This is a genomic window from Halobacteriovorax sp. HFRX-2_2 (genome assembly GCF_043196705.1).
GTDB lineage: Bacteria > Bdellovibrionota > Bacteriovoracia > Bacteriovoracales > Bacteriovoracaceae > Halobacteriovorax_A.
This window is the reverse complement of the sequence record NZ_JBEBMT010000002.1, coordinates 847832-871934: the sequence shown is the minus strand read 5'-3', so window position 1 is coordinate 871934 and position 24103 is coordinate 847832. Positions and strand designations below refer to the sequence as shown.

Genomic DNA, 24103 nt, shown 5'->3' with positions numbered 1-24103 from the left:
GCTGTTCCTTCATGGCCTTTTGTCTCTTAGACTCAGTCTTTTCTTCTTGAGCAAGACGTTTTGCTTTTGTTTCTAGCCAACCAGTGTAATTCCCTTCAAAAGGAATCCCTTGTCCACGGTCAAGTTCTAGAATCCATCCAGCAACATTATCTAGGAAGTAACGGTCGTGTGTTACGGCAATTACAGTTCCTTTATATTGTTGAAGGTGTCTTTCTAACCACCAAACAGTTTCTGCATCAAGGTGGTTTGTCGGCTCATCTAGTAATAGAATATCTGGTTTTTGAAGAAGTAAGCGACATAGTGCTACCCTTCTCTTTTCTCCACCTGAAAGGTTTCCACACTTAGCTTCTGATGGAGGACAATTTAGTGCTTCCATTGCAAGGTCAAGTTGGTTATCAAGTGTCCAAGCATCAGCTGCATCAAGTTTATCCTGAAGCTTGGCCTGCTTATCTAATAAGTCATTCATTTCGTCATCTGACATAGGTTCTGCAAACTTTGCAGAAATCTCATCAAACTTTGCGAGAAGATCAACTGTCTCCTGGCAACCCTGTTGTACAACTTCTCTAACAGTTAACTCTGGATCTAACTTTGGCTCCTGCTCAAGGTATCCAACTGAATAATTCTTTGCTAAGTGAGTTTCACCTAAGTGGTCTTGATCAAGCCCTGCCATGATCTTAAGAAGTGTTGATTTACCAGCACCGTTAAGACCTAGAACACCGATCTTAGCTCCATAGAAATAAGAAAGTGAGATATTTTTTAGAACGTGCTTTTGTTTATAAACTTTCCCAACACGATTCATTGAATAAATAATTTGCTTATCATTTTGATAGGCCATTAGCTGACTCCATTTGTTTTTTTATTACCTAAATAAAGTACCTACAAAACGATAGAATATCAATTATAACTGCTCACAAGCTTAAAGATTTAAATGACTTATTAGGCGGAAAAAGTTTGCGACATAAGGCACAAAGAAGAAGACCACAAGCCATGCAAACTTGAATATCTTTAATCGTTGTAAAAAAACTTCATTTTCACTTCGATAGTCATCCCACAGATTAATTTCAATTGATTCAAGGTCTTCGCAAATATCTGCTCCTTGGTGCTTTTTCATTTCAATAAGGGCCGACAGCCTACGAAACAAGTCCTTTGCCAAGTCTTGGTTCATCTCAACAATTGAGTTGATTGCTGAACGATGGACAAGTTGATTTATGGGAGTCCCAACGTCGTACATTAGTTTAAAGATAAGATAGGAATTTAAGATCTTACTTATTGGTGCGAGGAATTTATGCTTTAATTTTTTAATCAATAAAATGAAGCTAACGACACCCATCATATTATAGAGGAAGGCCAAGGCCAGAAAAAAGTAATCAGTCTTTAACCCAAGTATATTGGTTGCGAAGATATTGAGAGCAAATGTAAGGCCCATGGCCATAAGAAATTGAAAGAGGGTTTCGTTGATTGTACCTGAGACCTTTTTCTCAATTTGCAGGTCATTAGAAAGGGCGTGGCGCATTTTTGCGAGAGTACGACTTGTTGCAGCGCCAAATTCTTTTGCAATCTGAGCTATTTCACATACTAATGAGTCGTAGAACTTATAATTTGATAGTTGCGTTAGATCTCCCATCAGATTAAGTTGCGACACTTCAATTAATAAGTCCTTACCTCTTTGATACTCTGAGCGCATTCGAAATTTCAATAAGTTAAACCTTTCGATTAGACTTTCTGCGGGGATGAAAAGAGCGATAAGTGAAATAGATAGAAAAGATAAAATTGCCAAAATAGACCTCCTATCTTGACGTAACGCTATGTATCTGAAATAACAATATCCCATGGAAAATAAAGAAGAGTTATTTCACATTCGAAATGAAAAGCATGCTTTTGAACAGCAATCAGAAGATATTGATCATCCTGATTTCTATCTCAATGATGAGCTATTAGAAGAGCTACAACTCTTTTGCCAAAATTTTGATCCGTACCGTGATATGGATCTTGAAACAAAATTTCGTTTACAAGAATTTGGTGTTCTTGAACTCTCAAATCCTTTTGAGATTACGAATAAACTTCTTCTCTTATTAGAGAATAACCTTCAATACCGTATAAAGTTAGAAAAAGAAAAGTAACAATGAACAAGAAAACCGCAGGTCGTCCACGCATTCGCACACCTAGGGTAGAACTACACCCTGCCAGTGTTAAATATATCTTCAAAGGTCATCCTTGGATTACAAAAGATAAATATTCTCTGAAGTTTCCAAAGGGATCTCCTTTTATTACAGCAAAGCTTGATGAAGTTAAGAATGACGATGCGAAATTTGTTGTTATGCTTAATGATCCTACTCATGACAGTGTTCTCGCTAGAATTTGGAGGATTGGAGAAGGCTCTTCTCACCTAGGCCCAAAGGAATTCTACTTTGAATTACGTGAGCGTATGCAAGCAAGTTTTGAGGCACGTGGTAATATCGACAACCGAGAAAATTACTACCTAGCTTTTGGTGAGTCAGATTACCTCCCAGGACTATTCATTATACGTTTAAAGGATAGAATCTTAATTCAATTCTATGCAAACTTTTGGAACCACTTTGAAAATGATGTTCTAAAAATTGTAAAAGACTTCTACCCTAAAGATACGGTTTGGGTTCAAAAGAGAAACCTTAAGCGCAAGAAAGAATTCTACTGTGCGACTAATAAACAACTTAAAGAAGATAACTTTCTTATAGAAGAGTTTGGTGTTAAGTACCAAATTAAGCTTAACCAATTCTATGATATTGGTATCTATACAGATATGGCGGCCATTAGAGATCGTGTGAAAGATGACTTTGATGGAAAGAGTGTTCTTAACCTTTATAGCTATACAGGTGCCTACTCTCTCTTTGCTCTTAAGCAAGGCGCAACAGATGTAACAAGTGTAGACCTCTCGCAAAAGTACCTTGATTGGCTTCAAGAAAATTTAGTGCTTAACGAAATGAGTGAAAATCATGAGTCACTTTGTATGCCAACAATTAAGGCCCTTGAAAAGTTTAAGGCCGAAGGTCGTAAGTTTGATTTAATCATTTGTGACCCTCCAAGTGCATCAAGTGATGGAAAGAAAGTTTCAAAAGCTATTGATGCATACAAGGATATGATTCCTCTATTTGATATGATTTTAAATAAGGGTGGAAAGGCACATATCTTTTTAAATACACATTCTATTACACGCAAGAAATTTGAAAATAAAATCAAAGAATATATTGGCAACCGTAAGATTAGTATCACTGGATCACTTAAGCTTACTGGTGATTGTCCATCTCTCAAGGGCTTTATTGAAGGCGACTACCTTAAGGGATTAACACTTCTAAAGAAATAAAGGATAAGAGTAGATGACAAATAACCTAGCAATAATCGTTCCCCTATTTATTGGTTGCATTGGAATTCTTCAAGGTGCCCTCAACCGATTAATGACAAATGATATTGGCCTTACATGGATGGCCCTCCTAGGAAATTTTGTTACTCTAGTTGTTTGTATTTGTTTCTTCTTTTTCGTTAAACATAATCCAGAGTTTTTTCCAGAATTCGTTCGCTTGAAAGAGTTCCAGTTTAAGTGGTGGTATGTCATTCCTGGCTTCTTTGGTTTTCTCTTTGTTGTTGGTCTTCCAATTGGAATCTATGAAGTTGGCGCTGTTAAAACAACAGTTGGGCTTATTGCAGCACAAATGGTGACAAGTGTTCTATGGGATGTGTTCGTTGAAAACATCTCTCTAACTGTGCCAAAAGGACTAGGAATCTTGATGGCAATTGGCTCAGTGCTATTAATTACACTGTTTTAACAGTTACTTATAAATAGCGTTAACACACTTTCATTTTGTAGTCTGACACAGATAATTCCTATGCTATAAAGTAAAAATGCTTTTAATGTATTTTCGTCTATTCATTGCCGGACTATTTTTAGTTATTGGAACACTAATCTGGATTCCAATCTGTATGTTTCGCCCAGCGAATCGAGGAAATACATACCTTATTGCAAACTATTACTCGTGGCTAACTCGTCTATTCTTACATATTAAAATTGATGCAAGAGTGAAGAAAGACCACAAAGACGTTAGAAATTCAGTCATTATCTCTAACCACCAATCCAACCTCGATATCTTCTTTGTTGGGCCGGCACTACCGAGACGAACAGTATCACTAGGAAAACAATCTCTCGTTTGGATTCCTATCTTTGGGCAAATGTATTATCTAGCAGGTAATATTTTAATTAATCGTACAAATCGCAAAAAGGCCTGGCGAGCAATGGCCGAAGTTGCGCGAACAATTAAAGAAGATAATTGCAATGTATGGATTATGCCGGAAGGAACTCGCTCTAAAGGACGTGGACTTCTACCATTTAAGAAAGGTCCATTTGTTGTTGCCATCCAAGGACAACTCCCAATTTACCCTGTCGTTTTTTCTGAATATGAGAAATCTTTTGATCTTAGAAAGCTTAGGCCTGGAAAAGTTATCATTGAAGCTCTTGAGCCAATTTCGACGGAGGGAATGACGATGGATGATATTGGAGACCTTATGGACAAGACTCGTGAAAGAATGCTTGCCCATATTAATAAATTAGCTGAAGAATTATCTTAATCTTTCCTCTTATTAGAAGATATTTACTCTTGTCATGTAATCAACTTTTCTAGCATCTGCTCTTCTTAATGGGCCTTGTGTACCTGGTGCAGTTGTTCTTCTTCCATCATTTATAGCGGCATTACTTGTTGGACATTCCATCCCTAGGCCACAAAGATCTTTTCTATTTAAGAAAAGTGCTGCCTCAACAAAGCTGTACTGCTTACCTTTATAAATTATTTTTAAATCTTCAATCTTTCCTGTTTGATTTGGAAGGATAACGAAGTCACCTTTTTCTAGAATATCAAATAGGAATTCCTTGTACTGAGCATATTCCTTTGTAACTTTAAAAAGAACATCATTGTAATCTCTACCGTTTGGATCTTTTGAATAAGCACTTACTGTATCACCGTAAACTCTAATTGATCTAATATCTTGATCACCGTGATACTGAGTTCTAATCTTTAAATCACCTGAAGTTGCAAAAATTTGCTGATATGAAAAAGCATTAAGAGCAATAAATAGTGCAATTGTAACTTTAAGAATTGTTTTCATCATTCCCTCCAGATACATATATAGATGCACTTTGTGTGCCAAGAATCTTACGGGATATTAGATAGTTAGGTTGTAAATATCTTAAACAGTGTCTATTGAAGTGACGACATATTGTCCTTTATGGATATGTACCTGCTCTCGGCCTGTGCCTTCGCAGACATAAAAAAAGGCTCCGTTAGGAGCCTTTTATTATTTCTACTTTACTATTCTTTCACGCCATTTTTTGATATCTGGTGCAAGGTAATCGTACTTCATCTCATCAAGAGTATATTGAGAGAATTCGTAGTCTGTCGTGTGAGTTAGACACTCAGTTGGACAAACAGTCGTACAAAGACCACAGTAACAGCAAAGAGCTGTGTCGATAGTGTATTGAAGAAGATCTAATTTGATTGGCGTTCCACCACTTGTCTTAAGCGCTGGAGCATCTTTATCTCTTCTAACAGCTGTAATGTAGATACAGTCAACTGGACAAGCAGTTGCACACTGGTAACAAGAAATACAGTTTTCAACATCGTTAAATAGACGTGAACGAGAGTTCTTTGGAAGCTCTTCTCTTACTTCTGGATATTCAATTGTTACAGGCTTTACACCGTACACATATTTAAAAGTAATCCCTAGACCTTTAGTAACTGTTCTAATTCCAGTCCAGATATTCTTAAACCATTTTCCTAATGTTAGTTGCTCACCTGCTTGGTAAGTTGCTTGAGTGCTCATCGGTCAACCTCTCCTAGTACAATATCAATACTTCCGATCGTAGCAACGAAGTCTGCGATCATCTGACCTTTTCCAAGCTCAGGTAGCATTGAAGTGTGTGTAAAACATGAAGACTTAACTTTAACTCTATAAGGAGTTTTTCCACCATCTGAAACGATGTGGTAACCAAGCTCTCCACGTGGACACTCAGTTTTTGTATAAATCTCACCTTTTGGCAGCTTAATGATCTTTGGAACTTTCCCCATAACAGGTCCAGCTTCAATTCCATCAAGAGCTTGACGAAGGATTTTAATTGATTCAAAGATTTCGAATACACGTACATAGTAACGATCCCAACAGTCACCAACAGTTCCCATTTCACCTTTACCAGTAACAACATCAAAATCGAATTTATCGTAGTAACCATATGGCTTCTTCTTACGAAGATCCCATTCAACACCTGAACCACGAAGAACAGCACCTGTAGCACCATACTCGTAGGCCATCTCAGGAGTTACGATACCAACATTAGCAGTTCTGTTACGGAAGATAGCGTTCATACCAACTAGGTCGTGGTACTTCTTCATATTTTCTTCCATCATAGTACAGAATTGGTCGATACGACGAAGTTGATCATCATTAATATCATTCCAAACACCACCAATCCAAATGTAATTGTATAGTAGTCTGGCACCTGAAAGCTCTTCAAAGATTCTTAGAACTTGCTCTCTATCTTGGAAAGCATATAAGAATGGAGTGAAGGCCCCAAGGTCAATTGCATAAGTACCAAAGTACATTAAGTGAGATGCGATTCTTTGAAGTTCCGCAACGATAATTCTGATATACTCTGCTCTTTCAGGAACTTCTGTTCCAAGCATTTTCTCAATACCGTGAACATAACCCCATTCCATCCCCATGGCACCAAGGTAGTCCATACGGTCAGTGAAAGGAATGATTCCACGATAGTCTAAGTTTTCGCTGTGCTTTTCCATACAACGGTGTAGGTAACCTAGGTATGGAGTTGCTTCAACAACGATTTCAGAATCTGTTTTAATCTCAACACGTAAAACCCCGTGAGTGGCAGGGTGTTGAGGCCCCATATTTACTGTCAATAGATCAGTATGTAAGGCTTCTTGTTCTTGTTTTAATGTATTATCTTCCATTAAAAATATCCTTAAAATTAATTATTTAGCTTCTTCCATCTTCTTATTTAGAGCGGCCTCTAAATCAGTCGAAATCTTTCCATCCCATGAACCAGAGATTTTCTTTGGTTCAGCAGCATCAATTCTCGCCTTAGCGAAGAACTCGTGATCTGCAATATTCATTTTGTGTTCTGGATTAATTTCGAAACCATGCCAAGCTTTTTGAACTTCGTAATCTTTACGAAGTGGGAAACCTTCCCAGTCTTCAGGGCAAAGAATTCTTCTATGATCTGGGTGTCCAACAAATTCAACACCGTTCATATCGTAAACTTCTCTCTCTAAGAAGTTAGCGGCCTTCCAAACGTCGCAAACAGAATCAATCTTAGGAACATCATCTTTATTTGCTTTTGGAAGTTTAACTTTGATTATTACATCATCAGAGTTTGTAATGAATGAAGCCAGCATATAGTTAACTTCGATTTCATTTTCGTAATCAACACCTGATACAACTTGAAGTACGTTGAATTGATATTCAGAGCTATCTCTTAGTGCATAACAAACGTCTTTAATTTTTGAAGCATCAACTAAGATTGGCTTATCACCTGCTTCATTTTCAATTAAAGAAGCATTTGCACCACTAACTTTATCATTAATAAAAGTTACTAATTCATTAAGCATGCTTCACCCACTTATCTTTAAGAAGTCTTTCGTTGGCAACTTTCTTTTGAAGTGTCATTAAACCTTCGATTAGGGCCTCTGGTCTTGGAGGACAACCTGGTACGTAAACGTCAACAGGTACGATCTCATCAACACCTTTTAGAACGTGGTAACCGTGTTGCCAGTAAGGCCCACCTTTGTTAGCACATGAACCCATCGAAATAACATATTTCGGCTCGGCCATTTGTTCGTAAAGAGTCTTAATTCTTGGGGCCATTTTAAGAGTTACAGTACCTGCAACAATCATTAAGTCCGCACGTCTTGGTGTCGCCATGAAAGCACCACAACCAAATCTTTCTAAGTCATACTTAGATCCACCAGTTGCCATCATTTCAATAGCACAACAAGCAAGACCAAACGTCATTGGCCATAGAGAGTTCTTTCTTCCCCAGTTAAGGAAGTCATCAAGTTTTAATAAAACAACACTATCTTGCATTGCCAGCAATCCTTTTTATAGATGTATAAAATTATGAAATTCTTAGGTTATAAATTACCAATGCTTAGCTTTGTAGTCAATTAAAGCCGAGGAAAAAAGAGAGTTTTTTGTATGGAAACGTTGGTGCATAGAGACATTATTGAGTTCAGTCGTCAATAAAATTTAGTCTAAATATGAACGACATCTAGCATTAAACTTAGATTCTGCCTGACCGACTTTCTTATTGGCGCTCGCTATTGAGCGGCTCTGGCTCTCTTTTAGATAGGTCATACGCTTGAGGTCATTTTGACAGACCTTGGTCATGATCGTCTCAAACTCCTCAATAACAGCTACTGGATATGGCTTAGACCAGGCCGATGAGATGAGGCTAGAGTCTTCGCTTGAGCTATGCTCAACTACTTCATGAGAGATACCTAGTTTGTTTACTGCATGCTTAAACTGGTCATAATGTGCCCCCAGTTTATAAAATTCCTTTACAGCAAGCTCTCTTGAGAACTCCTCTCCATCTAAAATATTTAGGCATTGTGGTGAGATCGCTTTAAGCCCATAAATTTCGCGCCCGATTCGACACTCAACCAAAAAGGCATCAACCTCTCCACCCTTTCCCTGAATCGTATCACTTAAGAAAGTGGAAACAGAGAAATCACTTAAATAAGGATTAAATGGCTTCTTATAGATATAGTGAGTTAACTCGTGAATAAGGTCTAAGACGGCATTCTTTGTTGAATGAGACTTATCAATATAAACTTTGGATCTTGTCTCAAAGCGCACACTTTCAGGAGAGCTTGGATTGAACTTTCTTACGAGGGTCGTATCCGTCACAGAAGCATCTCCACTATCAATAACTTCTTCGAGTCGCTTACGATCCTTAGCGGCCCTTAAGCGTGCCTTATCAATTAACTGAATCCCAAGCTTTGAGGTTGAGACGATTTCAATTAATTGCTCAATGCTACCCTCTTGGGTCGAACTAAGCTTACGCCAATTTCCACTATACTTATCAGTGGCCGAGTGAATTACTCCACCACGTTGTCCCCAGCTGCTCGCATTTGCACTAAATGCCACGAGGTAAATCGTTAATATTGATAGAGTAAATGTAGGTAGATGACGTCGAAAATGCATTAACTTAAAATCGACATCTGGGCCAAATTCTTGAGTAAAATTTGAGGAGAATTTCAAAAGGGCAAAAATAATTTCTATAACTTAATGCGTTTTGCACTTAAAGAACAAACGCATTAGAATGGAGCTGTTCAAAAAACATTATAAGAATCTAGAATTAAGGAGAAAAGAATGGAACATAAACTTCCAGAACTACCATGGGCAAAGGATGCTCTAGCACCTCATATCTCAGCTGAAACAATTGAGTACCACTACGGAAAGCACCACAATGCATACGTAACAAAGCTAAACGCTGCGATTCCAGGTACTGAATTCGAAAATATGACTCTTGAAGAAATCATCATGAAGTCAACTGGTGGCCTATTTAACAATGCTGCTCAAGTATGGAACCACACTTTTTACTGGAACTGTCTTGCTCCAAACGCAGGTGGTGAAGCAACTGGTGCAGTAGCTGACGCTATCAACGCAAAATGGGGATCATTTGATAAGTTCAAAGAAGAATTCTCAAACTCTGCAGCAACTAACTTTGCTTCAGGTTGGACTTGGCTAGTTAAGACTAAAGGTGGAGAGCTAGAGATCGTTAACACTGACGATGCTCAAACTCCAATGACAGATGGTCACACTGCTCTAATGACAATTGACGTATGGGAACACGCTTACTACGTTGATTACAGAAATGCTCGTCCTTCATATATCGAAGCTTTCTGGAAGCTAGTTAACTGGGATTTCGTTAACTCAAATCTTTAATAAAACGAAAGGCCTCTTATGAGGCCTTTTTTTCTTCTTCTTCGATATAACCTAAAACTTTCACTTCAAAACCAAATTGCTTCTCTCTTCTCAAGAGTTTGAAACGAGACTTATCTTTAGTAGGATGCAGATGCTTGATCTGCCCTAGCGTTTCCTGCAATAATTTTGCCGATTCAATTGAATGGCACTGGATTTTATATTGGTCCCCTTTCCTCTGCTCAACAGGTAAAAGGTAGAACTCATCTTCAAATAAATTTACATCAATCAAAAACATTCTCTTCCCCAAAGTATAAGTACTTATTATTTCGGATGTTTTCGAAAAATATTAATGATTTTTTTTATTATGTCGATAGGTACATAGAATAATGGAGATATTTATGAAAAGAATTATTGTCGCTAACTTACTTGTTCTAATCGCTTTCACAATTAAAGCTGGACGTGAATATAAGGACCAAGATGCAATTCAATATGAAAAGAATCTAAATGCTCAAATTAGTCAGGCAGTGGAGATTGCTAACTTAAGACAACAAGTTGCGTATCAGAAAGAAAAAATTAAAGGTATAAAAGATGAGTACCAAGCGGCACTCAATAATATGCAAAGCCTTGTCTCTGCAAACCAGCAGGCCAAGCAACATATCTACACTCTTAAAACAGGTAACGACAAACTAGCAAAAGCACTCGATAAGAATGGTCTCGTTACACCTGAGCTTGCCAAGTACATCACGAGAGAAAGTGGAAGACTTCCAGCAAGTAAGGATTCTAAAAAGTAAGAAAGCTATAAACGATAGAAATATCAAATTGAAAAATCGAAAAGATCTCTTTTCCTGCGTAGTAATTCATATCTGTGCGAACTCTTAATTGATTTGAAAATGGAATATTGAAACCCATACCAAAAATAACAGAACTATATGTTCGATTCACAAGGCCTGTGAGCACTTGTCCGTTATAAACAGAAGAGCTCCCCTCAACCATTGTCCAATGTCCACCAAGATTCATATCAAGCCACTCTTCAGGAGAGAGACGAAGCATAACGCCGAATTGATTTGTTTCTAGATCAATCTTAAAGCCTTCATGATCATTAGAAAGAGTTCCTGTTCTAAAGAAGCCTTCAAGAGCAAGGGCACCAAACTTCATTCCAAAATTTGCAGAAGGAAAGATCGCCGTTGCTCCATTGTAATAATCAGTTTCTGAGATAACACCACTTAATGAGGCACCACCACCTGCATATAACTCAGAGGCATTTGCCTTAGAGGTAAAGAGTAAAATTGAAAATATAATTATGGATAAAGTCTTAGAGATTGCCACTCATTACCTTTTTTAACAAATTGAAAGCGATCATTTAAGCGGAACTCTCCGTAAATGAAGAATGTTATTTCTTTAATATCGACTAAGTAACCACCCCAATTCTCTGGATACGGGACTTCTTCTTTATAGCGCTCAAGCCCTTCATTGTACTCTTGTACTAACTTCTGACGATCTTCAATTGGTGAAGACTGATTAGAAATAGAGCTAGCAACCTGACTCTCATGAGCACGAGATTGAAAATAATTCTTTGATACTTCAACATCGCATTTTGAAATTGAGCCCCTAATTCTGACCTGTCTTCCAAGGCGATGCCAATAGAAGGTCATGGCCACATTAGGATTTGCAGTAATTTCCTGGGCCTTTACTGAATTATAATTCGTAAAAAATAGTGGCCTATTATCGACAACTTCCTTTAAGAGAAGTGTTCTAGCATTTGGTTGTCCTGACTCATCGACTGTAGAAAGAATAAATGCAGGCCCATTTTCTTCCTTGGCCACTGCTTCTTTAAACCATGTCTCAAAAATCTCAACAGGAGATTCTTTATAGTCACCTAAAAATTCTTTGTAATCACTCACACCCTACTCCGTAATAATTTGAAAGTCTCTCTTTGAGTCGTGAAAGTCGCGGTTAATATCGAGGATTTCATAATAAATCTTAGGGAACTCATGCTCACCATAATTAAAATGAACAGGCTGAGTACGGTTTCCTAAAATATCCAACTTAAAAAACATTAAGTTTGGTAGATCATCAATTGGAACAAGACTTTGCACAACACGATAAAAATACTTACGAAAGTTATTCTTGTCGATGTTATCGATCACCTTTTCGAGTTTTGTATAGATATTATCGACTTCAGAATTAAGAATTCTCTGAATTCTCTTAGCAACATGGCGCGTATGGGCCCTTTGCCAGAAAAAGATCTTACTAATAAAGTGCCTTCCCTTTCCATTTTGCGAAACAACACGGTAACCACGATCCTTTTTAATCTTATTCACTTCATCAATAATACGATCTAGAGGAACATCCTTAATATATTCAAAGATCTCTTTTCTTAAGACAAGACGGTACTTAACCTCAGTCGTGATATTCGTCTTTACAGTATCAAGCTCTTGAAAGTCGATCTTTGAGAAGATGAATTGGGGAACCAATGCCTTAATCTTCTTCTTTGTCGATTTCCACTCACCACGTGTAAAGTATCGATCCTTTCTAATATAATTTGTTCCAAAATCAACAGAAGTTTCAGTTACTCTATCTTTTGGAATGAAAGAAAAGTACGACTCTTCAATCTTATCTCTTCTTTTGTGAATTAGGATATTGAACTCTTCACTGTACTTATAAACCTTATTTGGAAAGAAGTACTCTCCAACATCAGGGCCGTTTAAGATCGAGATATGGTTCTTGTAATATGTCCAATCATAATCAACGTCACTGATGAAGACTCCTAACTTAAAACCTCTGCGCTTGAATTTATATTCATTGAAACCTTGAAAGAGCAGTTTTACACCAGTTCCAAATGTAGCGATTTCATTTGCTAGACTAAAGTCAGAAATAAGTTTCTCTTCAATATACTTACGACCAGTATATTGGCCGATCATCTTATCAGTATCTAATTTGTACTTAGGCTTAATGATTCGATCAAAGGCCTCTCTTGCGTGAGGAAGGCTTAGATCAAAGATATAATCCAGAACATACTGCTCACCGATTCCGCGCCCTAGGTTATATTCTAATAACTTTAGTTGGAAGTTTTTAGAGACAAAGTCTGGTGCATTTACTTTTTCGACAAGAGCAACAAAGAAATCACTCTTTACCTTGGCGCCAGTTTTGGCCTCCGTCGATGTTCTTGTCACAATCTTTAGACGAACCTTACTTTCGTCCATACGGTAAATATTAATATTGTAATTTCCACTTGTAATAACATTGGCAAAAGCACCGGCATCAATAATATCCCCGTAACCGTACGCTGCACTAACTCCAAAATTTAGTGTCATCTGAGCAGGAATACTAACGAAGTCCCCAATGGCCAATCTCTTGAGTGTACTTTCAGCATTATAAGGAAGCTTATTTATTGAATATGGAATCGCAAGAATAGCCTTCTTTTGATCATCGAAGTGGCGAATAAAAGTTACGCGGTCATTTTTAGAGAATGTTAAATTAATTGGCGTCACGGCATCAATATACGAGCCAGGGTTTACGTGACGATTGAAACTCCACTCATCAACACGAGCAAACTTCCCCTTCAAATATGAAGGAGTCATCTCATAGCCGTATTTTAATCCGACACCAACACCTTTGATCTTGTCCCAGTCTAGTAATTTTACTGTTGTCGACAAGTTAAGGTTAGCAATCTCTCTAACGATAATATCTTTAATCTTTCCATCTTTAAGAAAACCAATATCTTCTGCTCTAGTCTCAAGAGGCATATGAAGAGACATAGAGACAAGTATTGTCATTGCAATGGATTTAATAAGGGAATAATTTTTCATCGATAAATGCTAACTAGTTTTAAACAGGTCGGCAAATAGAATTTAATGCAGATTTAGCTGATTAGCGTCGATATCAACCATCAATAAATCTTTTAATTTCCTAGCAAAGAGTAGGTTCTCATTTTGCTTTTTAAGAATTGCGTATGTTGGAACGCTAATATCATGTTGAGGCCCAAGGCAATATAACTCCTGAAAGATTGAATCATTACCAATTGCAGCAAGAACGATCTCCCCTCTCTGTGCCAACGTCGACAAGTAATAAAGGTGCTCACTGAAGAATGCTTCCTTTAGGTAAACCTTCTGTTCTTTGAGAACTTGCTTCGCATTAACAATCATTTTCTCATCAGATGAAAGAAAGCCAATAGGTAGCTTCTTTACTAGTTTCTCAAATGGTAAATCGCGATATTTAGCAGCAACAGCTGTGTTTACGTAGAAGCGAAGCTGGTTTTGGGCAACAAGGTAGTTCTCATATAATTCGTTAGAGAGCTTCTTATCGCTAATGGCCACATCGACTGTATCATTTTCAAGATAGTACATTGTTTGAGAGAAGTTTTTTGAGCGCTTTGTGATGGTATGGCCAAAATCACTATAGGCAGAGTAATAATCCGCTAATACCGCTGCAATATTTGGAGACTCGAGATGTGACTCAATTGAAAAAGTCACATCATAACCACCATCATCATGAGGTGTTAAATTATCAACAAGGCGCATCCCATTTGAGAAAACACCCTTAGCATGAGAATAAACCTCCTCACCTTTTTTTGTTAAAACGATCTCCCTAACCTTTCTTTCGAAAAGTTGCACACCGTAATTTTGTTCAAGCTTTTTGATCTGCTCACTTACAGTTGATGAAGCAAGGCCCATTTTTTCAGCGGCCTTCTTAACAGATTTATGCTTTGCAGCTTCATAAAAACAATAGAGATGATTCCAATTCATGAGAACACAATAGTTCGGAAATTCCGAATTTACAAACAATTGACTTAATATAGCTAAATAAAATCGCTACTATCTTACTAGTTTTACAAAGAGGATGAAAATGACGACGCAAAACACGATGTTTACAGCAATCAAAAAACAAAATGAGAATCGTATCAATCTTAGGAATGTTGATAACTTACGATTAATCAGTGCCTCTAAGCTTGAGAAAAGTTCTTTTGATAACTCAATGCTAGATAAAATCAATATTCGCCACTCAGACTTAAATGAGAGTGACCTTAGAAAATGTAATATCAAATATGCAAAGCACAACAACTCAAATTACGAGGGTGTTGACTTCACTTGGTCAAACCTTGCAAAGAATCGTTTTAAGAGAATCAACCTGAAAGACGTGAGCTTAGAGTGTACAAACTTAGAAGATAGCACATTTGATGAGTGTGATCTTGCGGCGACAAGTTTAAGATGGGCAAACCTAAGAGGTGTTACTTTTAAAAGTTGTAACCTTAACGGATGTGACTTCTCTAATGTTGATTTAACGGGAACAATCTTTATCAACTGTAACCTTAAAGGTGCTAAATTTAATATCAATACAAAAATGCCATTCTTAAAAGAGAATGCCATTTCTAAGTTAGGAATGGATTTCGTTGGAATCCAATAAGGCCTAACTTTAGACAAACGCTCTAGCTTACAATGTTCACTCTCGAACACGTTGAGAGTATCGACACTATTTTGCTAGAGCGTCTACATCAACCAAGTATTTCTTATCAACTCTCCCCAAAATTCTTAGCCTTTCTTTGCAAAACTTAATATAGTGTTAGTGAAAACTTCAAAGGAAATGAATTATATGAAACGTGTTCACTCACTTGCAGAAAGAGTCGCGAAGTATATCGTCGACCACACTAAAACTTGTCTTCTAATTTCATTTATCTTCTTTATCGCTATAAGCTCAGGTCTACCGAAAATCCATGCAAACTACTCTGTTAAGGGTTGGCTAATGGATCATGATCAACGCTTACTAGACCTTAAGGAGCACGAGGGAATTTTTGGTAGTTCAGATACCATCGACATCATGGTCTATAAAGAAGATGGCCTCTTTGATGAAAACACCATTAAAACAATTCAAGATATCACTCAAGATTTGTGGCAAATCAAACATATTGTTCGCGTTGAAAGTTTAACGAATCACAACTCAATTGAATCAGAAGATGATGATATCTTCATTACACCTTTCTTAGATGAAGAAGTTGAGTTAACACCAGAGAATTTAAAATTTAAAAAAGAGCACGCAACAAACGATCGACAACTTGTAAACTCAATCATTTCTAAATCAGGGCGCTTTACATATATTAGGGCCTTTCTTGATACCTTTGAGGGAACACCTCCTTATGACCAGGTTGTAGTTGATACTGAAGCACTACTTGAAAAGTACAATAAAACTGAAGGAGTGAAGTTCTATCTTGGTGGGATTTCTTTTATCAACGAATCACTACAAAGAGCATCAGATCGAGACATGATGGTTGTCTTCCCAATCGTTGTTGGGGTTCTCTCTCTTATCCTCTTCTTATTCTTTAGAAATATTTTAGGGATTGTTCTACCATTCTCCCTCGTAGGTCTGGCCATTATTACGACATTTGGAATCGAAGGGCATTTAGGAATTGAACTTTCAAGTATCATTGCCGCACTCCCAGCGATCTTAATTGCCATTGGTCTTGCTGACTCGATTCACATCTTAATCACCTATAGACACTTCTATATTTTTGATCGCATGAATGAGCACGATGCAGCTATTGCAGCTCTAAAGAAGAACTTTATTCCAACGCTACTGACAACACTAACAACTGCGATTGGATTCTTCTCTCTTACTTCTACTGATATTAAACCAATTTATAACCTAGGGATTCTTTCGGGAATCGGAACTTGTATAGCATGGTTCTACACTTACTTCTTCCTAGGAGCACTTCTTACAAAGGTTCATTTTAAAGTTGGCGACCGTGACGATAAATTCCATGCATTCGACGGAATCTTTATGTTTGCGGAAAAGCATAAGGTAATTATTAATATTCTCACTCCAATAATCACAATTGCTTCAATTTACTTTGGGATGCAAAATTATATTAATGCTGATCCAATTGAGTACTTTGATGAGCATACTCCAGTTAAGCAGGCCTTCAATATGGTTAGAAAGGAGTTTGGTGGATCGAGAATGATCGAACTTGTTTTTGACTCAGAAAAGCCTGAAGGTGTAAAAGACCCAGCATTCTTAAAGAAGTCGGAAGAGCTAGTTCAGTGGATGCTTAAAGATGAAAAGATTATTCGCGTAAGTTCAATCTTAGACATTGTGAAGCAGATGAATAAAACCCTTCATAGTGATAATGAGGAATTCTATGCAATCCCTGAGACACGCCGTGCAGTGGCAGACCAACTCTTCCTCTACACTCTTGGGCTACCGCAAGGGCTTGATCTAAAAAATCAGCTATCACTTGATAATCGTCGCTTCCGAGTCCTCGTTATGTGGGATGTAAATGACTCAACAGCGGCCATTGCTAAAACAGATAAAATTTTAAAGAAGGCCGATGAAATTGGGATTAAGATCTATGAGGCCGGGCAATCACCGATCTATAACCGAGTTAATGATCTAGTTGTAAATACTCTTCTAACTTCGATGAGTATTTCACTGCCTATTATCTTCCTCATTATCTTATTTGTTTTCAAAGACTTTAAGTTAGCAATGCTTTCTCTAATCCCAAATGTTTTCCCACTGTCAGTGGCCGCGGGAATTATGTACTTTGCAGGTGATGAGTTAAATATTGGTAACGTTATCGTCTTTGCTGTCTGCTTAGGTATTGCAGTTGATGATACGATTCACTTTATTTCAAATTATAAGTTAAAAATACTTCAAGGCATGAATGGCCACGATGCGCTTGCATCAACAATGCACCAAACAGGGAAGGCCCTAGCATTAACAACGACAATGCTAACAATTGCCTTTGGACTCTTTTACCTCGGTGACTTTGTGCCAAACCAGAAATTTGGAGTTTACTGTTCAGTGATCCTAACTCTTGCCCTTTTGGCCGACTTAGTGATCTTACCTGCTGCATTACTGAGTTTAAAGAGCTCAAAAGTTGAGACTGATACTGCTAAAGTATAGAAAATACGTAGGTCCTCATCATATGTCTTAACTTACGAGCTTAAAATTGCTATAAGCATGGACATATTTTGAGGATTAAATAAATGACTGATAACCAAGTAAATCAAATGGATTACGAAGAATCTCGTAAGAAAATTCAAGAAAAGAAAGCACGCCTTAATGTTGGAAAGAAACAAGAGGCACGCAACCTAGAAAGAAAGCCGGAGTGGTTGAGAAATAAAATCCCAACTGGTGATAACTTCAAAGAAGTCAGAAAAGAATTAAGAGAAAAGCAACTTTTTACAGTTTGCGAAGAAGCAAGTTGTCCAAATATGTCAGAGTGTTGGTCTGCAAAGACAGCAACAATGATGATTCTAGGTGGTACTTGCACCCGTGCTTGTAAATTCTGTCACGTTGATACTGGAAACCCAAAGGGAATTGTCGATTTCAATGAGATCGAGAATGCTGCCAAGATGGTTGAGACAATGTCTCTTAAGTATCTTGTTGTAACAAGTGTTGACCGTGACGACCTCCCGGACTTTGGCGCTGGCCACTTTGCCAACGTCGTAAAAAGAATAAATAAGGACTATCCTGACACACTTGTTGAAGTTCTTATTCCAGACTTCAATGCTGCCCAAGAACATATGCACACTCTTGCAAAGAGTAACCCATTTGTTATTGCTCAAAATGTTGAAACAGTAAGAAGGCTCACTCACGATGTACGTGATCGTCGTGCAGGCTATGAAAAGACTTTAAACTGCTTAAAATTCTACAAAGAAAATTATCCTCATATTTCGACTAAGACTTCACTCATGCTAGGGCTTGGTGAAACTCATGAAGAAATTCTAGAGACACTTAAAGACCTTAGAGAAGTTGGTTGTGACATCGTAACTTTTGGTCAATATATGCGCCCGACAATGAGACACTTAAAAGTTGATCGCTACTATAGGCCTCAAGAATTTGATCGTTACAAAGAAATTGCTTATGAAATGGGCTTTGAGTTCGTCGCTTCTGGGCCAATGGTAAGAAGTAGTTACAAGGCAGCAGATTATCTTGATCACCTAAGGGCAAAAGGCCATGACGTTTAACGATTTAATTAATGAACTTGGTATCAAGAACTACACTCTTGAGTCCAAGAACCAAACTCATATATTTCATAAAGATAATTGGGACTACCTTGAAGCACTAGCTTTTCAAGAGAAGGCCAATGAATATATCTATGCTAATCCAGAACAGATGGTTTATATCATCACTTCTCACCCAGAAGTCTTCACAATGGGAAGAGGTCTACAAAGAAACCAAATTGAAGAACATGGATTAGTAGATTTTGACCAGGCCCTTGTGGGCAAGATTGATGTTCCAGTTGTGGAAATCAAGCGCGGTGGCGGTCTAACTTTCCACCACCCAGGACAGGTCATTGTTTATCCAATCGTAAATATTGCACAACAAAAACTAAGAACGATTGAGCTAATCAATAATCTTTTTAAAAGTACAGTTAATGCTATTGGCCTAAGTGATAGTACAATTAGTGACCTCGATTTCGACCGTCCATTATTAGGATTATGGCATGGAGAAAAGAAAGTTGCATCGATGGGAGTTCAGCTTAAGAAATTCGTATCAATGCATGGGATGGCGCTAAATGTTTATCCATCAGAGAGAATGAATAAGGCACTACTGATGACTTTTCCATGTGGCCTACCTGGAGATATCTACAATACTCTTGTGAATATATCTTCAGATGACCTTAATACAAATCATGAAGAATATCGCATGAGATTTATTAATCAATTGGTTCAAGAAATTTATAAGAATTAAAAAAGGGCCTCAACTAAGGCCCTTTTTATATCTGTCTTACTGATTACGGTACGACTTAATCTTTTCTTTAAACTTCTTTCTCTCGGCCTTCATTTCTTCATGAAACTCTTTCTTCATGCCTTTTATTTCCCCACGCTGATCTTGATGGCGAAGCTTTTTCATATTTTTTCTAAACTCTTTACTCTTTTCTCTAATCTGTTTTCTAATTTGTTTATTCTCTTCTTTTTTACCAAATTGTAACTTCTTCTTAAGAGCATAAATTTCATCTAAATGCTTAAGCATCTGAGCTTCATTATCTTTTAAAAACTTCTCTCTTTGTGAAAACATTTTCTTTTCAAATGCAACCTTCTTCTTATGTTGATCGTCTTGAAATTTTGCAAACTCATTTTCTAGCTTCTTAAGATCTCCTTTAGAGAGCTTAGAAAAATCTCCATCCATTTCAGTCATCTTTTCATAACGAGCACCACGGTCTTTTTTATGCTTCCTCTCTCCCCTTCCACCACGATCAGCAAGTGAAGAAAAAGCTAATAAAAAAGTTAAAATCATAATTGAAAGAGTTTTCATCATTTTCTCCTATTTATCCAGTTAACTGTTATACTATTCTTATAAAAAAAGGTTTCACAGGCCAGTAACTAGTGAATATTATAGCACTTTATTAAGGGGGCGAAACCTTTGATAGCAATATTCGTATAATAGGTATGCGTATAATGAAGAACTTTATCTGGTCAAATTCGCAATCAAAACTAGGCTCATCAGACCTGATGGAAGTTGTTGCAAAGAATGATGATCACCAGGCGTTCGAGGCCCTTTATCAAAGACTAAGTTCAAAGCTCTACCAATTCGTTTATTACATTCTCTTAGACGAACAAAAGGCACAAGAGATTGTTCACGATGCTTTTTTAACTTTATATGACAAAAGGAAAATGTATCGAAAGGAATATCAAGTATCGACTTGGCTTTGGACAATTGCGCGAAATAAAAGTTATGACTACCTCAAAAAGATGAAAGAACAAAACATTCCAGATGAAAGTGTGATTGTAAATATCGAAGATGATCAATTATCTGCCCTGGAAAAACTCATAGAAGAAGCTAACTCAGAGGTCATTATTGAGGCCATTTCAAAACTTCCTTCAATGCAGAGACAGGCCATCACCCTTTGGATGGATGATTATTCAGGGGATGAAATCGCAGAAATCCTAGGTAAGTCGAGACAAGCAATAAAGAACTTAATTAATCGCGCTAAATTGAAATTAAAAGAAACACTTGAAAACAGAATGGAGTCTTTATGAAAGATTCAATTAATGAGATGAATATTAAAACAAAATTAAAATCAAAAGCGACTCTCAATCCACCAAAAGAGATGAAGGCCGCTTTTAAAACAAAGTTTGAAGATCATCTAAAACTTAAACAGAAGAAGAAAAAGCAATGGCTGAGTATTGCGCTTGCTAGTGCAACTTTCTGTCTTGCTCTCGTTCTTTTCCTTAATGTCAGTCAACCTTCGAACACAACAAGCAATGTGAAGGACTACTTGGCCTATATCGAAAGTAACTTTTCAAATGATGACCATGTCCTAGAAAGTCTTGATGAAGTTAACACCCTCTCATATAATGACATTGATACAGAATACAGTGATTATTAAAGAACGAAGGAAAGTTTGTGACAAGTGAAAGCAACGGCCATTTAAATGTATTAGGAACTCCCCTACAGATGTGTGGGTGTACACCAATGACAGGTTTTTGGCGCGATGGTTTTTGCCGCACAGATATCAACGACAGAGGAATGCATACGGTTTGCTGTATCGTTACTGAAGAGTTTCTTGAGTTCTCTAGAGCGGATGGCAATGACCTATCAACTCCAATGCCACAATTCCAATTTGCCGGTTTAAAACCAGGTGATCGCTGGTGCCTCTGTGCAGGGCGATGGCTTACGGCGTACAAGGCCGGAAAGGCCTGTCCAATTATCTTAGAAGCGTGCCACGAAGAAACACTGGCCGTCGTTCCTATGCAATTTCTAACAGAGATGGCCTATAACAAAGCTTAGGCTTTACTGGCCCACAGATAACGAATACAATATATCGAATGCGGTCGTAGTTCAGTTGGATAGAACGTCAGACTTCGGATCTGAATGTCGGGGGTTCGAGTCCTCCCGGCCGCGCCACTATAGTCCTTTTTTTAAATCACAAAATTTATAAATTAAGCAGATCATCTAATTGAATGAGGAGGACGAGAAGCGAGGGAGCGCGCGATAGCGAAGAGCGAGCTGGATGCGAGCGGAAGCGACCGAGCCGGGCCGAACAAGGAGGCATGGATGCCGACGCAGAGAAGCCGAGTCCTCCCGGCCGCGCCACATCGTGCGGCAAAAGTGCCCCAAAGGGCAGTTTTGAAGCACAGATGAATGTGACTCAAGGAAGCTAAAACGAGCGTAGCGAGTTTGCGGCTTTCGGTTACGGGTCCCGGTACGCGTACCTAATTAAAATCTTTTCCCAAAATTGCACTCAACATAAGTTGAATCTTCTGGACTATGACTCTCATTACTCCAAGCGTGGTGAACACTCTTAGCAACACCACAACCAAAGAACATTGTCTTGTCTGAGTTATACTTTATTAGTGAGAACATATTTTCTTTTTCTAAAAGGCCATCGTCATTTCCTAAGTCAGCGACTTCCTCTCTTTGATATTCCAAGTAAAGGCTTCGCGATTTATCAAGAGCAACACGAACTCTTGCACCATATGGAATATGCAAAGACTTATCCTGAGCATTTAAGTATCGAATGGCGCGAACCCCTGCATATGCTTCAACTTCAAAAAGTTCATCTTCACTTTGGTAGCCCACGGCCCCAGTGATATCACTTGGAAGAATTGGAACACTTAATCTTACGTTGTAATAAAGTCCTGACTCGTCATATCTCTCTTCAACATCTTGAATAGCTTGTGCCTCTAGGTTGAGATCAAGCTCGTTTGCAAATGAAGAAAATGAGCAAATAAGTGCAGTGGCCAACATAAGTTTTTTCATCTTTAGTCTCCTAAAAGGGGTCGTGTTTTTTGTTGTTTGAATAAAGACAAGTTATCACTTAATAAATTCACTCTTTGCTAAATTGAAAATGTTTCCATGAGGCCCAAAGTTTAGACACTTAACTATAATAAGAATTCAGCTACTTAAGTCGCTAAATCATAAAATATTCTGACAATAGACCCCTCGCGTCTTCAAATACAGAACCCTAACGTGTACCTTCATCCAATGAAGAAACTAATCACAATAACGCTTATGGCAATTAATATTTTTGCCTCATCAACTACTCCAACAACAGAATTCAATGACTGGCTAAATGAGCTAAAAATTGAGCTTAATCAAGAGCATGGATTCTCGTATGCCCTACTTGATGATGCCTTTGAAGGTGTCACATTCAATGAAGATGTTATTAAGTATGACCGCAGACAACCTGAGTTTGTCATGAGTGTCGGAAGGTACTTAGACATTGTGATTAGTGAGGCAAGAATTGAAAAAGGCCAAAGGTATCAGGCCGAACTGGAAAATATCTTCCTTGATATTTGGGATGACTATAAATTTCAAGACCGCTTCCTTTTATCATTTTGGGCCCTTGAAACAAATTTTTCATCGATTACAGGAAAGCTTGATATTATTCGCTCTCTTGTAACTCTCTCATATGATGGGCGTCGATCGGCCTTCTTTAAGAGAGAACTCATCAATGCACTTACGATGTTACAAAAAGGTATTTACTCATATCCAAGTGAGCGTATGCAAGGTTCGTGGGCCGGAGCGATGGGTTCAACTCAATTTATGCCTTCAACAATGCTGGCCTATGCAATCGACTACGATAAAGATGGTCATATTAATATGTGGGAAAACCGTCGTGACTTCCTAGGCTCTTCGGCCAACTTCTTATCATCAGTTGGTTGGAATGGAGATGAGAGCTGGGGACATGAAATTGAACTTCCAAGTGACTTTGACTATTTCCATAGTGGCCTAAAATATAAAGAAAACCTACAGTACTGGGTTGATCGCGGAATCACTTTAAAAGGTGGTACTCAACTTCCATACACAAGTGGAAAGACTGCAATTTATCTTCCACAGGGAGCCAATGGGCCTGCCTTTATTGTTTATCCAAATTTCTTTACGATCTTTAAATGGAATAATTCTGAGAAATATGCACTTGGAATAGGTGTTCTTTCTGACTTAATTGCCAAGCGTGGTGATTACTTTGAAAAGTTTAACTTGAATGAAAAGTCTTTCATGTCATTTGAAATGGCAAAGAAGATTCAAGCAAAACTAAATGAGTTAGGCTTTGAAGCTGGCCCAGTTGATGGGATTCCAGGAAAGCAAACAACTGCAGCAATTCAACGATTCCAAGTATCTCAAGGAATCACTCCAGATGGTTACTTAACTAAAGATCTGGCCGATCAAATTCTTTTAAAATAAATAAAATCTTAAGTTTAAA

General features: G+C 37.8%; 29 protein-coding genes and 1 tRNA gene. 15 read left to right on the top strand and 15 right to left on the bottom strand.

Translation table 11 applies throughout. The annotated features are described in order from the left end of the window. Positions 1 to 835 (bottom strand): ATP-binding cassette domain-containing protein (locus tag ABMA79_RS09465; protein WP_393092128.1); only part of this gene is annotated, 835 nt, incomplete at its 3' end. 81 nt (positions 836 to 916) lie between these two features. After that, positions 917 to 1777 (bottom strand): hypothetical protein, encoded by an 861-nt coding sequence (locus tag ABMA79_RS09460; RefSeq protein WP_393092125.1) that lies wholly within the window; start codon positions 1775 to 1777, stop codon positions 917 to 919. A gap of 52 nt (positions 1778 to 1829) precedes the next feature. On the opposite strand from ABMA79_RS09460, the gene ABMA79_RS09455 reads away from it, so the two are divergent. The 4 genes from ABMA79_RS09455 to ABMA79_RS09440 all read left to right on the top strand — a co-directional run bounded on the left by ABMA79_RS09455 (position 1830) and on the right by ABMA79_RS09440 (position 4596). Further along, positions 1830 to 2120, top strand: a complete 291-nt coding sequence (locus tag ABMA79_RS09455) for a hypothetical protein (RefSeq protein ID WP_392859916.1) — start codon at positions 1830 to 1832, stop codon at positions 2118 to 2120. 2 nt (positions 2121 to 2122) lie between these two features. Continuing rightward, positions 2123 to 3340: a class I SAM-dependent rRNA methyltransferase gene (locus ABMA79_RS09450; RefSeq protein WP_392859914.1), complete on the top strand. Its 1218-nt coding sequence runs from the start codon at positions 2123 to 2125 to the stop codon at positions 3338 to 3340. Positions 3341 to 3353: 13 nt separating this feature from the next. Further along, positions 3354 to 3800, top strand: a complete 447-nt coding sequence (locus ABMA79_RS09445; RefSeq protein WP_392859913.1) for a DMT family transporter — start codon at positions 3354 to 3356, stop codon at positions 3798 to 3800. Between the two features lie 76 nt (positions 3801 to 3876). Then, entirely contained in the window at positions 3877 to 4596 is a 720-nt protein-coding gene (locus ABMA79_RS09440; RefSeq protein ID WP_392859911.1) for a lysophospholipid acyltransferase family protein, read from the top strand. Between the two features lie 12 nt (positions 4597 to 4608). Here the strand turns inward: ABMA79_RS09440 and ABMA79_RS09435 are convergent, their stop codons facing one another. The 6 genes from ABMA79_RS09435 to ABMA79_RS09410 all read right to left on the bottom strand — a co-directional run bounded on the left by ABMA79_RS09435 (position 4609) and on the right by ABMA79_RS09410 (position 9237). Next, entirely contained in the window at positions 4609 to 5130 is a 522-nt protein-coding gene (locus ABMA79_RS09435) for a hypothetical protein (RefSeq protein ID WP_393092122.1), read from the bottom strand. A gap of 195 nt (positions 5131 to 5325) precedes the next feature. Beyond that, positions 5326 to 5844 (bottom strand): 4Fe-4S binding protein, encoded by a 519-nt coding sequence (locus ABMA79_RS09430; protein WP_393092119.1) that lies wholly within the window; start codon positions 5842 to 5844, stop codon positions 5326 to 5328. Next, complete coding sequence (locus ABMA79_RS09425) at positions 5841 to 6986, bottom strand: NADH-quinone oxidoreductase subunit D (RefSeq protein ID WP_393057885.1); 1146 nt, start codon at positions 6984 to 6986, stop codon at positions 5841 to 5843. The genes ABMA79_RS09430 and ABMA79_RS09425 overlap by 4 nt, the downstream gene beginning before the upstream one ends. Before the next feature lie 21 nt (positions 6987 to 7007). Continuing rightward, a complete protein-coding gene (locus tag ABMA79_RS09420; RefSeq protein ID WP_393057887.1) occupies positions 7008 to 7643 on the bottom strand; it encodes an NADH-quinone oxidoreductase subunit C in 636 nt (211 codons plus the stop codon). Further along, entirely contained in the window at positions 7636 to 8118 is a 483-nt protein-coding gene (locus ABMA79_RS09415; protein ID WP_103218032.1) for an NADH-quinone oxidoreductase subunit B, read from the bottom strand. The genes ABMA79_RS09420 and ABMA79_RS09415 overlap by 8 nt, the downstream gene beginning before the upstream one ends. A 162-nt stretch (positions 8119 to 8280) precedes the next feature. Continuing rightward, entirely contained in the window at positions 8281 to 9237 is a 957-nt protein-coding gene (locus ABMA79_RS09410) for a hypothetical protein (protein ID WP_393092116.1), read from the bottom strand. 168 nt (positions 9238 to 9405) lie between these two features. Between ABMA79_RS09410 and ABMA79_RS09405 the strand changes: the two genes are divergently transcribed. After that, positions 9406 to 9981 (top strand): superoxide dismutase, encoded by a 576-nt coding sequence (locus ABMA79_RS09405; protein ID WP_021268518.1) that lies wholly within the window; start codon positions 9406 to 9408, stop codon positions 9979 to 9981. Between the two features lie 16 nt (positions 9982 to 9997). On the opposite strand, the gene ABMA79_RS09400 is transcribed toward ABMA79_RS09405, so the two are convergent. Then, positions 9998 to 10255 (bottom strand): hypothetical protein, encoded by a 258-nt coding sequence (locus tag ABMA79_RS09400; RefSeq protein ID WP_392859900.1) that lies wholly within the window; start codon positions 10253 to 10255, stop codon positions 9998 to 10000. A 103-nt stretch (positions 10256 to 10358) separates the two neighbouring features. Between ABMA79_RS09400 and ABMA79_RS09395 the strand changes: the two genes are divergently transcribed. Beyond that, positions 10359 to 10751, top strand: a complete 393-nt coding sequence (locus ABMA79_RS09395) for a hypothetical protein (RefSeq protein WP_392859899.1) — start codon at positions 10359 to 10361, stop codon at positions 10749 to 10751. Here the strand turns inward: ABMA79_RS09395 and ABMA79_RS09390 are convergent. Genes ABMA79_RS09390 through ABMA79_RS09375 form a run of 4 tightly spaced genes read right to left on the bottom strand, consistent with a single transcriptional unit; the run spans position 10741 to position 14705 of the window. Continuing rightward, positions 10741 to 11286, bottom strand: coding sequence for a hypothetical protein (locus ABMA79_RS09390; protein ID WP_392859898.1), 546 nt, complete (start codon positions 11284 to 11286; stop codon positions 10741 to 10743). The two genes, ABMA79_RS09395 and ABMA79_RS09390, sit on opposite strands and share 11 nt — an antisense overlap. Continuing rightward, the gene (pdxH, locus tag ABMA79_RS09385) at positions 11259 to 11861 is read right to left on the bottom strand and encodes a pyridoxamine 5'-phosphate oxidase (protein ID WP_392859897.1); all 603 of its coding nucleotides are present in this window, start codon (positions 11859 to 11861) and stop codon (positions 11259 to 11261) included. The genes ABMA79_RS09390 and pdxH overlap by 28 nt, the downstream gene beginning before the upstream one ends. A 3-nt stretch (positions 11862 to 11864) precedes the next feature. Next, positions 11865 to 13769, bottom strand: coding sequence for a hypothetical protein (locus ABMA79_RS09380; RefSeq protein ID WP_393092113.1), 1905 nt, complete (start codon positions 13767 to 13769; stop codon positions 11865 to 11867). 42 nt (positions 13770 to 13811) lie between these two features. Continuing rightward, positions 13812 to 14705, bottom strand: a complete 894-nt coding sequence (locus ABMA79_RS09375; protein ID WP_392859894.1) for a LysR family transcriptional regulator — start codon at positions 14703 to 14705, stop codon at positions 13812 to 13814. Between the two features lie 100 nt (positions 14706 to 14805). Between ABMA79_RS09375 and ABMA79_RS09370 the strand changes: the two genes are divergently transcribed. From ABMA79_RS09370 to ABMA79_RS09355, 4 genes are all read left to right on the top strand, one after another. Then, entirely contained in the window at positions 14806 to 15363 is a 558-nt protein-coding gene (locus tag ABMA79_RS09370) for a pentapeptide repeat-containing protein (RefSeq protein WP_392859892.1), read from the top strand. A gap of 186 nt (positions 15364 to 15549) precedes the next feature. After that, entirely contained in the window at positions 15550 to 17853 is a 2304-nt protein-coding gene (locus tag ABMA79_RS09365; protein WP_393092110.1) for an RND family transporter, read from the top strand. An 83-nt stretch (positions 17854 to 17936) separates the two neighbouring features. Next, positions 17937 to 18920: a lipoyl synthase gene (gene lipA / locus ABMA79_RS09360; RefSeq protein WP_393092107.1), complete on the top strand. Its 984-nt coding sequence runs from the start codon at positions 17937 to 17939 to the stop codon at positions 18918 to 18920. Beyond that, on the top strand, positions 18910 to 19647 hold the full coding sequence (locus ABMA79_RS09355) for a hypothetical protein (RefSeq protein ID WP_393092104.1): 738 nt from the start codon (positions 18910 to 18912) through the stop codon (positions 19645 to 19647). The genes lipA and ABMA79_RS09355 overlap by 11 nt, the downstream gene beginning before the upstream one ends. A gap of 36 nt (positions 19648 to 19683) precedes the next feature. On the opposite strand, the gene ABMA79_RS09350 is transcribed toward ABMA79_RS09355, so the two are convergent. Continuing rightward, positions 19684 to 20211, bottom strand: a complete 528-nt coding sequence (locus ABMA79_RS09350; protein ID WP_393092101.1) for a hypothetical protein — start codon at positions 20209 to 20211, stop codon at positions 19684 to 19686. 143 nt (positions 20212 to 20354) lie between these two features. Between ABMA79_RS09350 and ABMA79_RS09345 the strand changes: the two genes are divergently transcribed. The 4 genes from ABMA79_RS09345 (at position 20355) to ABMA79_RS09330 (ending at position 21804) form a co-directional block, all read left to right on the top strand. After that, positions 20355 to 20936, top strand: coding sequence for an RNA polymerase sigma factor (locus ABMA79_RS09345; protein ID WP_393092098.1), 582 nt, complete (start codon positions 20355 to 20357; stop codon positions 20934 to 20936). Next, positions 20933 to 21286, top strand: a complete 354-nt coding sequence (locus ABMA79_RS09340) for a hypothetical protein (RefSeq protein ID WP_392859882.1) — start codon at positions 20933 to 20935, stop codon at positions 21284 to 21286. The genes ABMA79_RS09345 and ABMA79_RS09340 overlap by 4 nt, the downstream gene beginning before the upstream one ends. Positions 21287 to 21303: 17 nt before the next feature. After that, positions 21304 to 21687: a DUF2237 family protein gene (locus ABMA79_RS09335; protein ID WP_392859881.1), complete on the top strand. Its 384-nt coding sequence runs from the start codon at positions 21304 to 21306 to the stop codon at positions 21685 to 21687. A gap of 40 nt (positions 21688 to 21727) precedes the next feature. Next, a tRNA-Arg gene (locus tag ABMA79_RS09330) sits at positions 21728 to 21804 on the top strand. Positions 21805 to 22116: 312 nt separating this feature from the next. On the opposite strand, the gene ABMA79_RS09325 is transcribed toward ABMA79_RS09330, so the two are convergent. Next, positions 22117 to 22659, bottom strand: coding sequence for a hypothetical protein (locus ABMA79_RS09325; protein ID WP_392859880.1), 543 nt, complete (start codon positions 22657 to 22659; stop codon positions 22117 to 22119). A gap of 225 nt (positions 22660 to 22884) precedes the next feature. Here ABMA79_RS09325 and ABMA79_RS09320 point away from each other — a divergent pair, with 225 nt between their 5' ends. Further along, a complete protein-coding gene (locus tag ABMA79_RS09320; RefSeq protein WP_393092095.1) occupies positions 22885 to 24084 on the top strand; it encodes a lytic murein transglycosylase in 1200 nt (399 codons plus the stop codon). Positions 24085 to 24103: the final 19 nt, after the last annotated feature.

Bases quoted from the DNA above. Each gene is read 5' to 3' on its own strand.
- ABMA79_RS09420 (WP_393057887.1), bottom strand. From the start codon at position 7,643: ATGCTTAATGAATTAGTAACTTTTATTAATGATAAAGTTAGTGGTGCA.
- ABMA79_RS09345 (WP_393092098.1), top strand. From the start codon at position 20,355: ATGAAGAACTTTATCTGGTCAAATTCGCAATCAAAACTAGGCTCATCA.
- ABMA79_RS09380 (WP_393092113.1), bottom strand. From the start codon at position 13,769: ATGAAAAATTATTCCCTTATTAAATCCATTGCAATGACAATACTTGTC.
- ABMA79_RS09400 (WP_392859900.1), bottom strand. From the start codon at position 10,255: ATGTTTTTGATTGATGTAAATTTATTTGAAGATGAGTTCTACCTTTTA.
- ABMA79_RS09430 (WP_393092119.1), bottom strand. From the start codon at position 5,844: ATGAGCACTCAAGCAACTTACCAAGCAGGTGAGCAACTAACATTAGGA.
- ABMA79_RS09395 (WP_392859899.1), top strand. From the start codon at position 10,359: ATGAAAAGAATTATTGTCGCTAACTTACTTGTTCTAATCGCTTTCACA.
- ABMA79_RS09365 (WP_393092110.1), top strand. From the start codon at position 15,550: ATGAAACGTGTTCACTCACTTGCAGAAAGAGTCGCGAAGTATATCGTC.
- ABMA79_RS09350 (WP_393092101.1), bottom strand. From the start codon at position 20,211: ATGAAAACTCTTTCAATTATGATTTTAACTTTTTTATTAGCTTTTTCT.
- ABMA79_RS09440 (WP_392859911.1), top strand. From the start codon at position 3,877: ATGCTTTTAATGTATTTTCGTCTATTCATTGCCGGACTATTTTTAGTT.
- lipA (WP_393092107.1), top strand. From the start codon at position 17,937: ATGACTGATAACCAAGTAAATCAAATGGATTACGAAGAATCTCGTAAG.
- ABMA79_RS09410 (WP_393092116.1), bottom strand. From the start codon at position 9,237: ATGCATTTTCGACGTCATCTACCTACATTTACTCTATCAATATTAACG.
- ABMA79_RS09425 (WP_393057885.1), bottom strand. From the start codon at position 6,986: ATGGAAGATAATACATTAAAACAAGAACAAGAAGCCTTACATACTGAT.
- ABMA79_RS09445 (WP_392859913.1), top strand. From the start codon at position 3,354: ATGACAAATAACCTAGCAATAATCGTTCCCCTATTTATTGGTTGCATT.
- ABMA79_RS09340 (WP_392859882.1), top strand. From the start codon at position 20,933: ATGAAAGATTCAATTAATGAGATGAATATTAAAACAAAATTAAAATCA.
- ABMA79_RS09325 (WP_392859880.1), bottom strand. From the start codon at position 22,659: ATGAAAAAACTTATGTTGGCCACTGCACTTATTTGCTCATTTTCTTCA.
- ABMA79_RS09450 (WP_392859914.1), top strand. From the start codon at position 2,123: ATGAACAAGAAAACCGCAGGTCGTCCACGCATTCGCACACCTAGGGTA.
- ABMA79_RS09455 (WP_392859916.1), top strand. From the start codon at position 1,830: ATGGAAAATAAAGAAGAGTTATTTCACATTCGAAATGAAAAGCATGCT.
- ABMA79_RS09415 (WP_103218032.1), bottom strand. From the start codon at position 8,118: ATGCAAGATAGTGTTGTTTTATTAAAACTTGATGACTTCCTTAACTGG.
- ABMA79_RS09405 (WP_021268518.1), top strand. From the start codon at position 9,406: ATGGAACATAAACTTCCAGAACTACCATGGGCAAAGGATGCTCTAGCA.
- ABMA79_RS09320 (WP_393092095.1), top strand. From the start codon at position 22,885: ATGAAGAAACTAATCACAATAACGCTTATGGCAATTAATATTTTTGCC.
- ABMA79_RS09370 (WP_392859892.1), top strand. From the start codon at position 14,806: ATGACGACGCAAAACACGATGTTTACAGCAATCAAAAAACAAAATGAG.
- ABMA79_RS09355 (WP_393092104.1), top strand. From the start codon at position 18,910: ATGACGTTTAACGATTTAATTAATGAACTTGGTATCAAGAACTACACT.
- ABMA79_RS09375 (WP_392859894.1), bottom strand. From the start codon at position 14,705: ATGAATTGGAATCATCTCTATTGTTTTTATGAAGCTGCAAAGCATAAA.
- ABMA79_RS09435 (WP_393092122.1), bottom strand. From the start codon at position 5,130: ATGAAAACAATTCTTAAAGTTACAATTGCACTATTTATTGCTCTTAAT.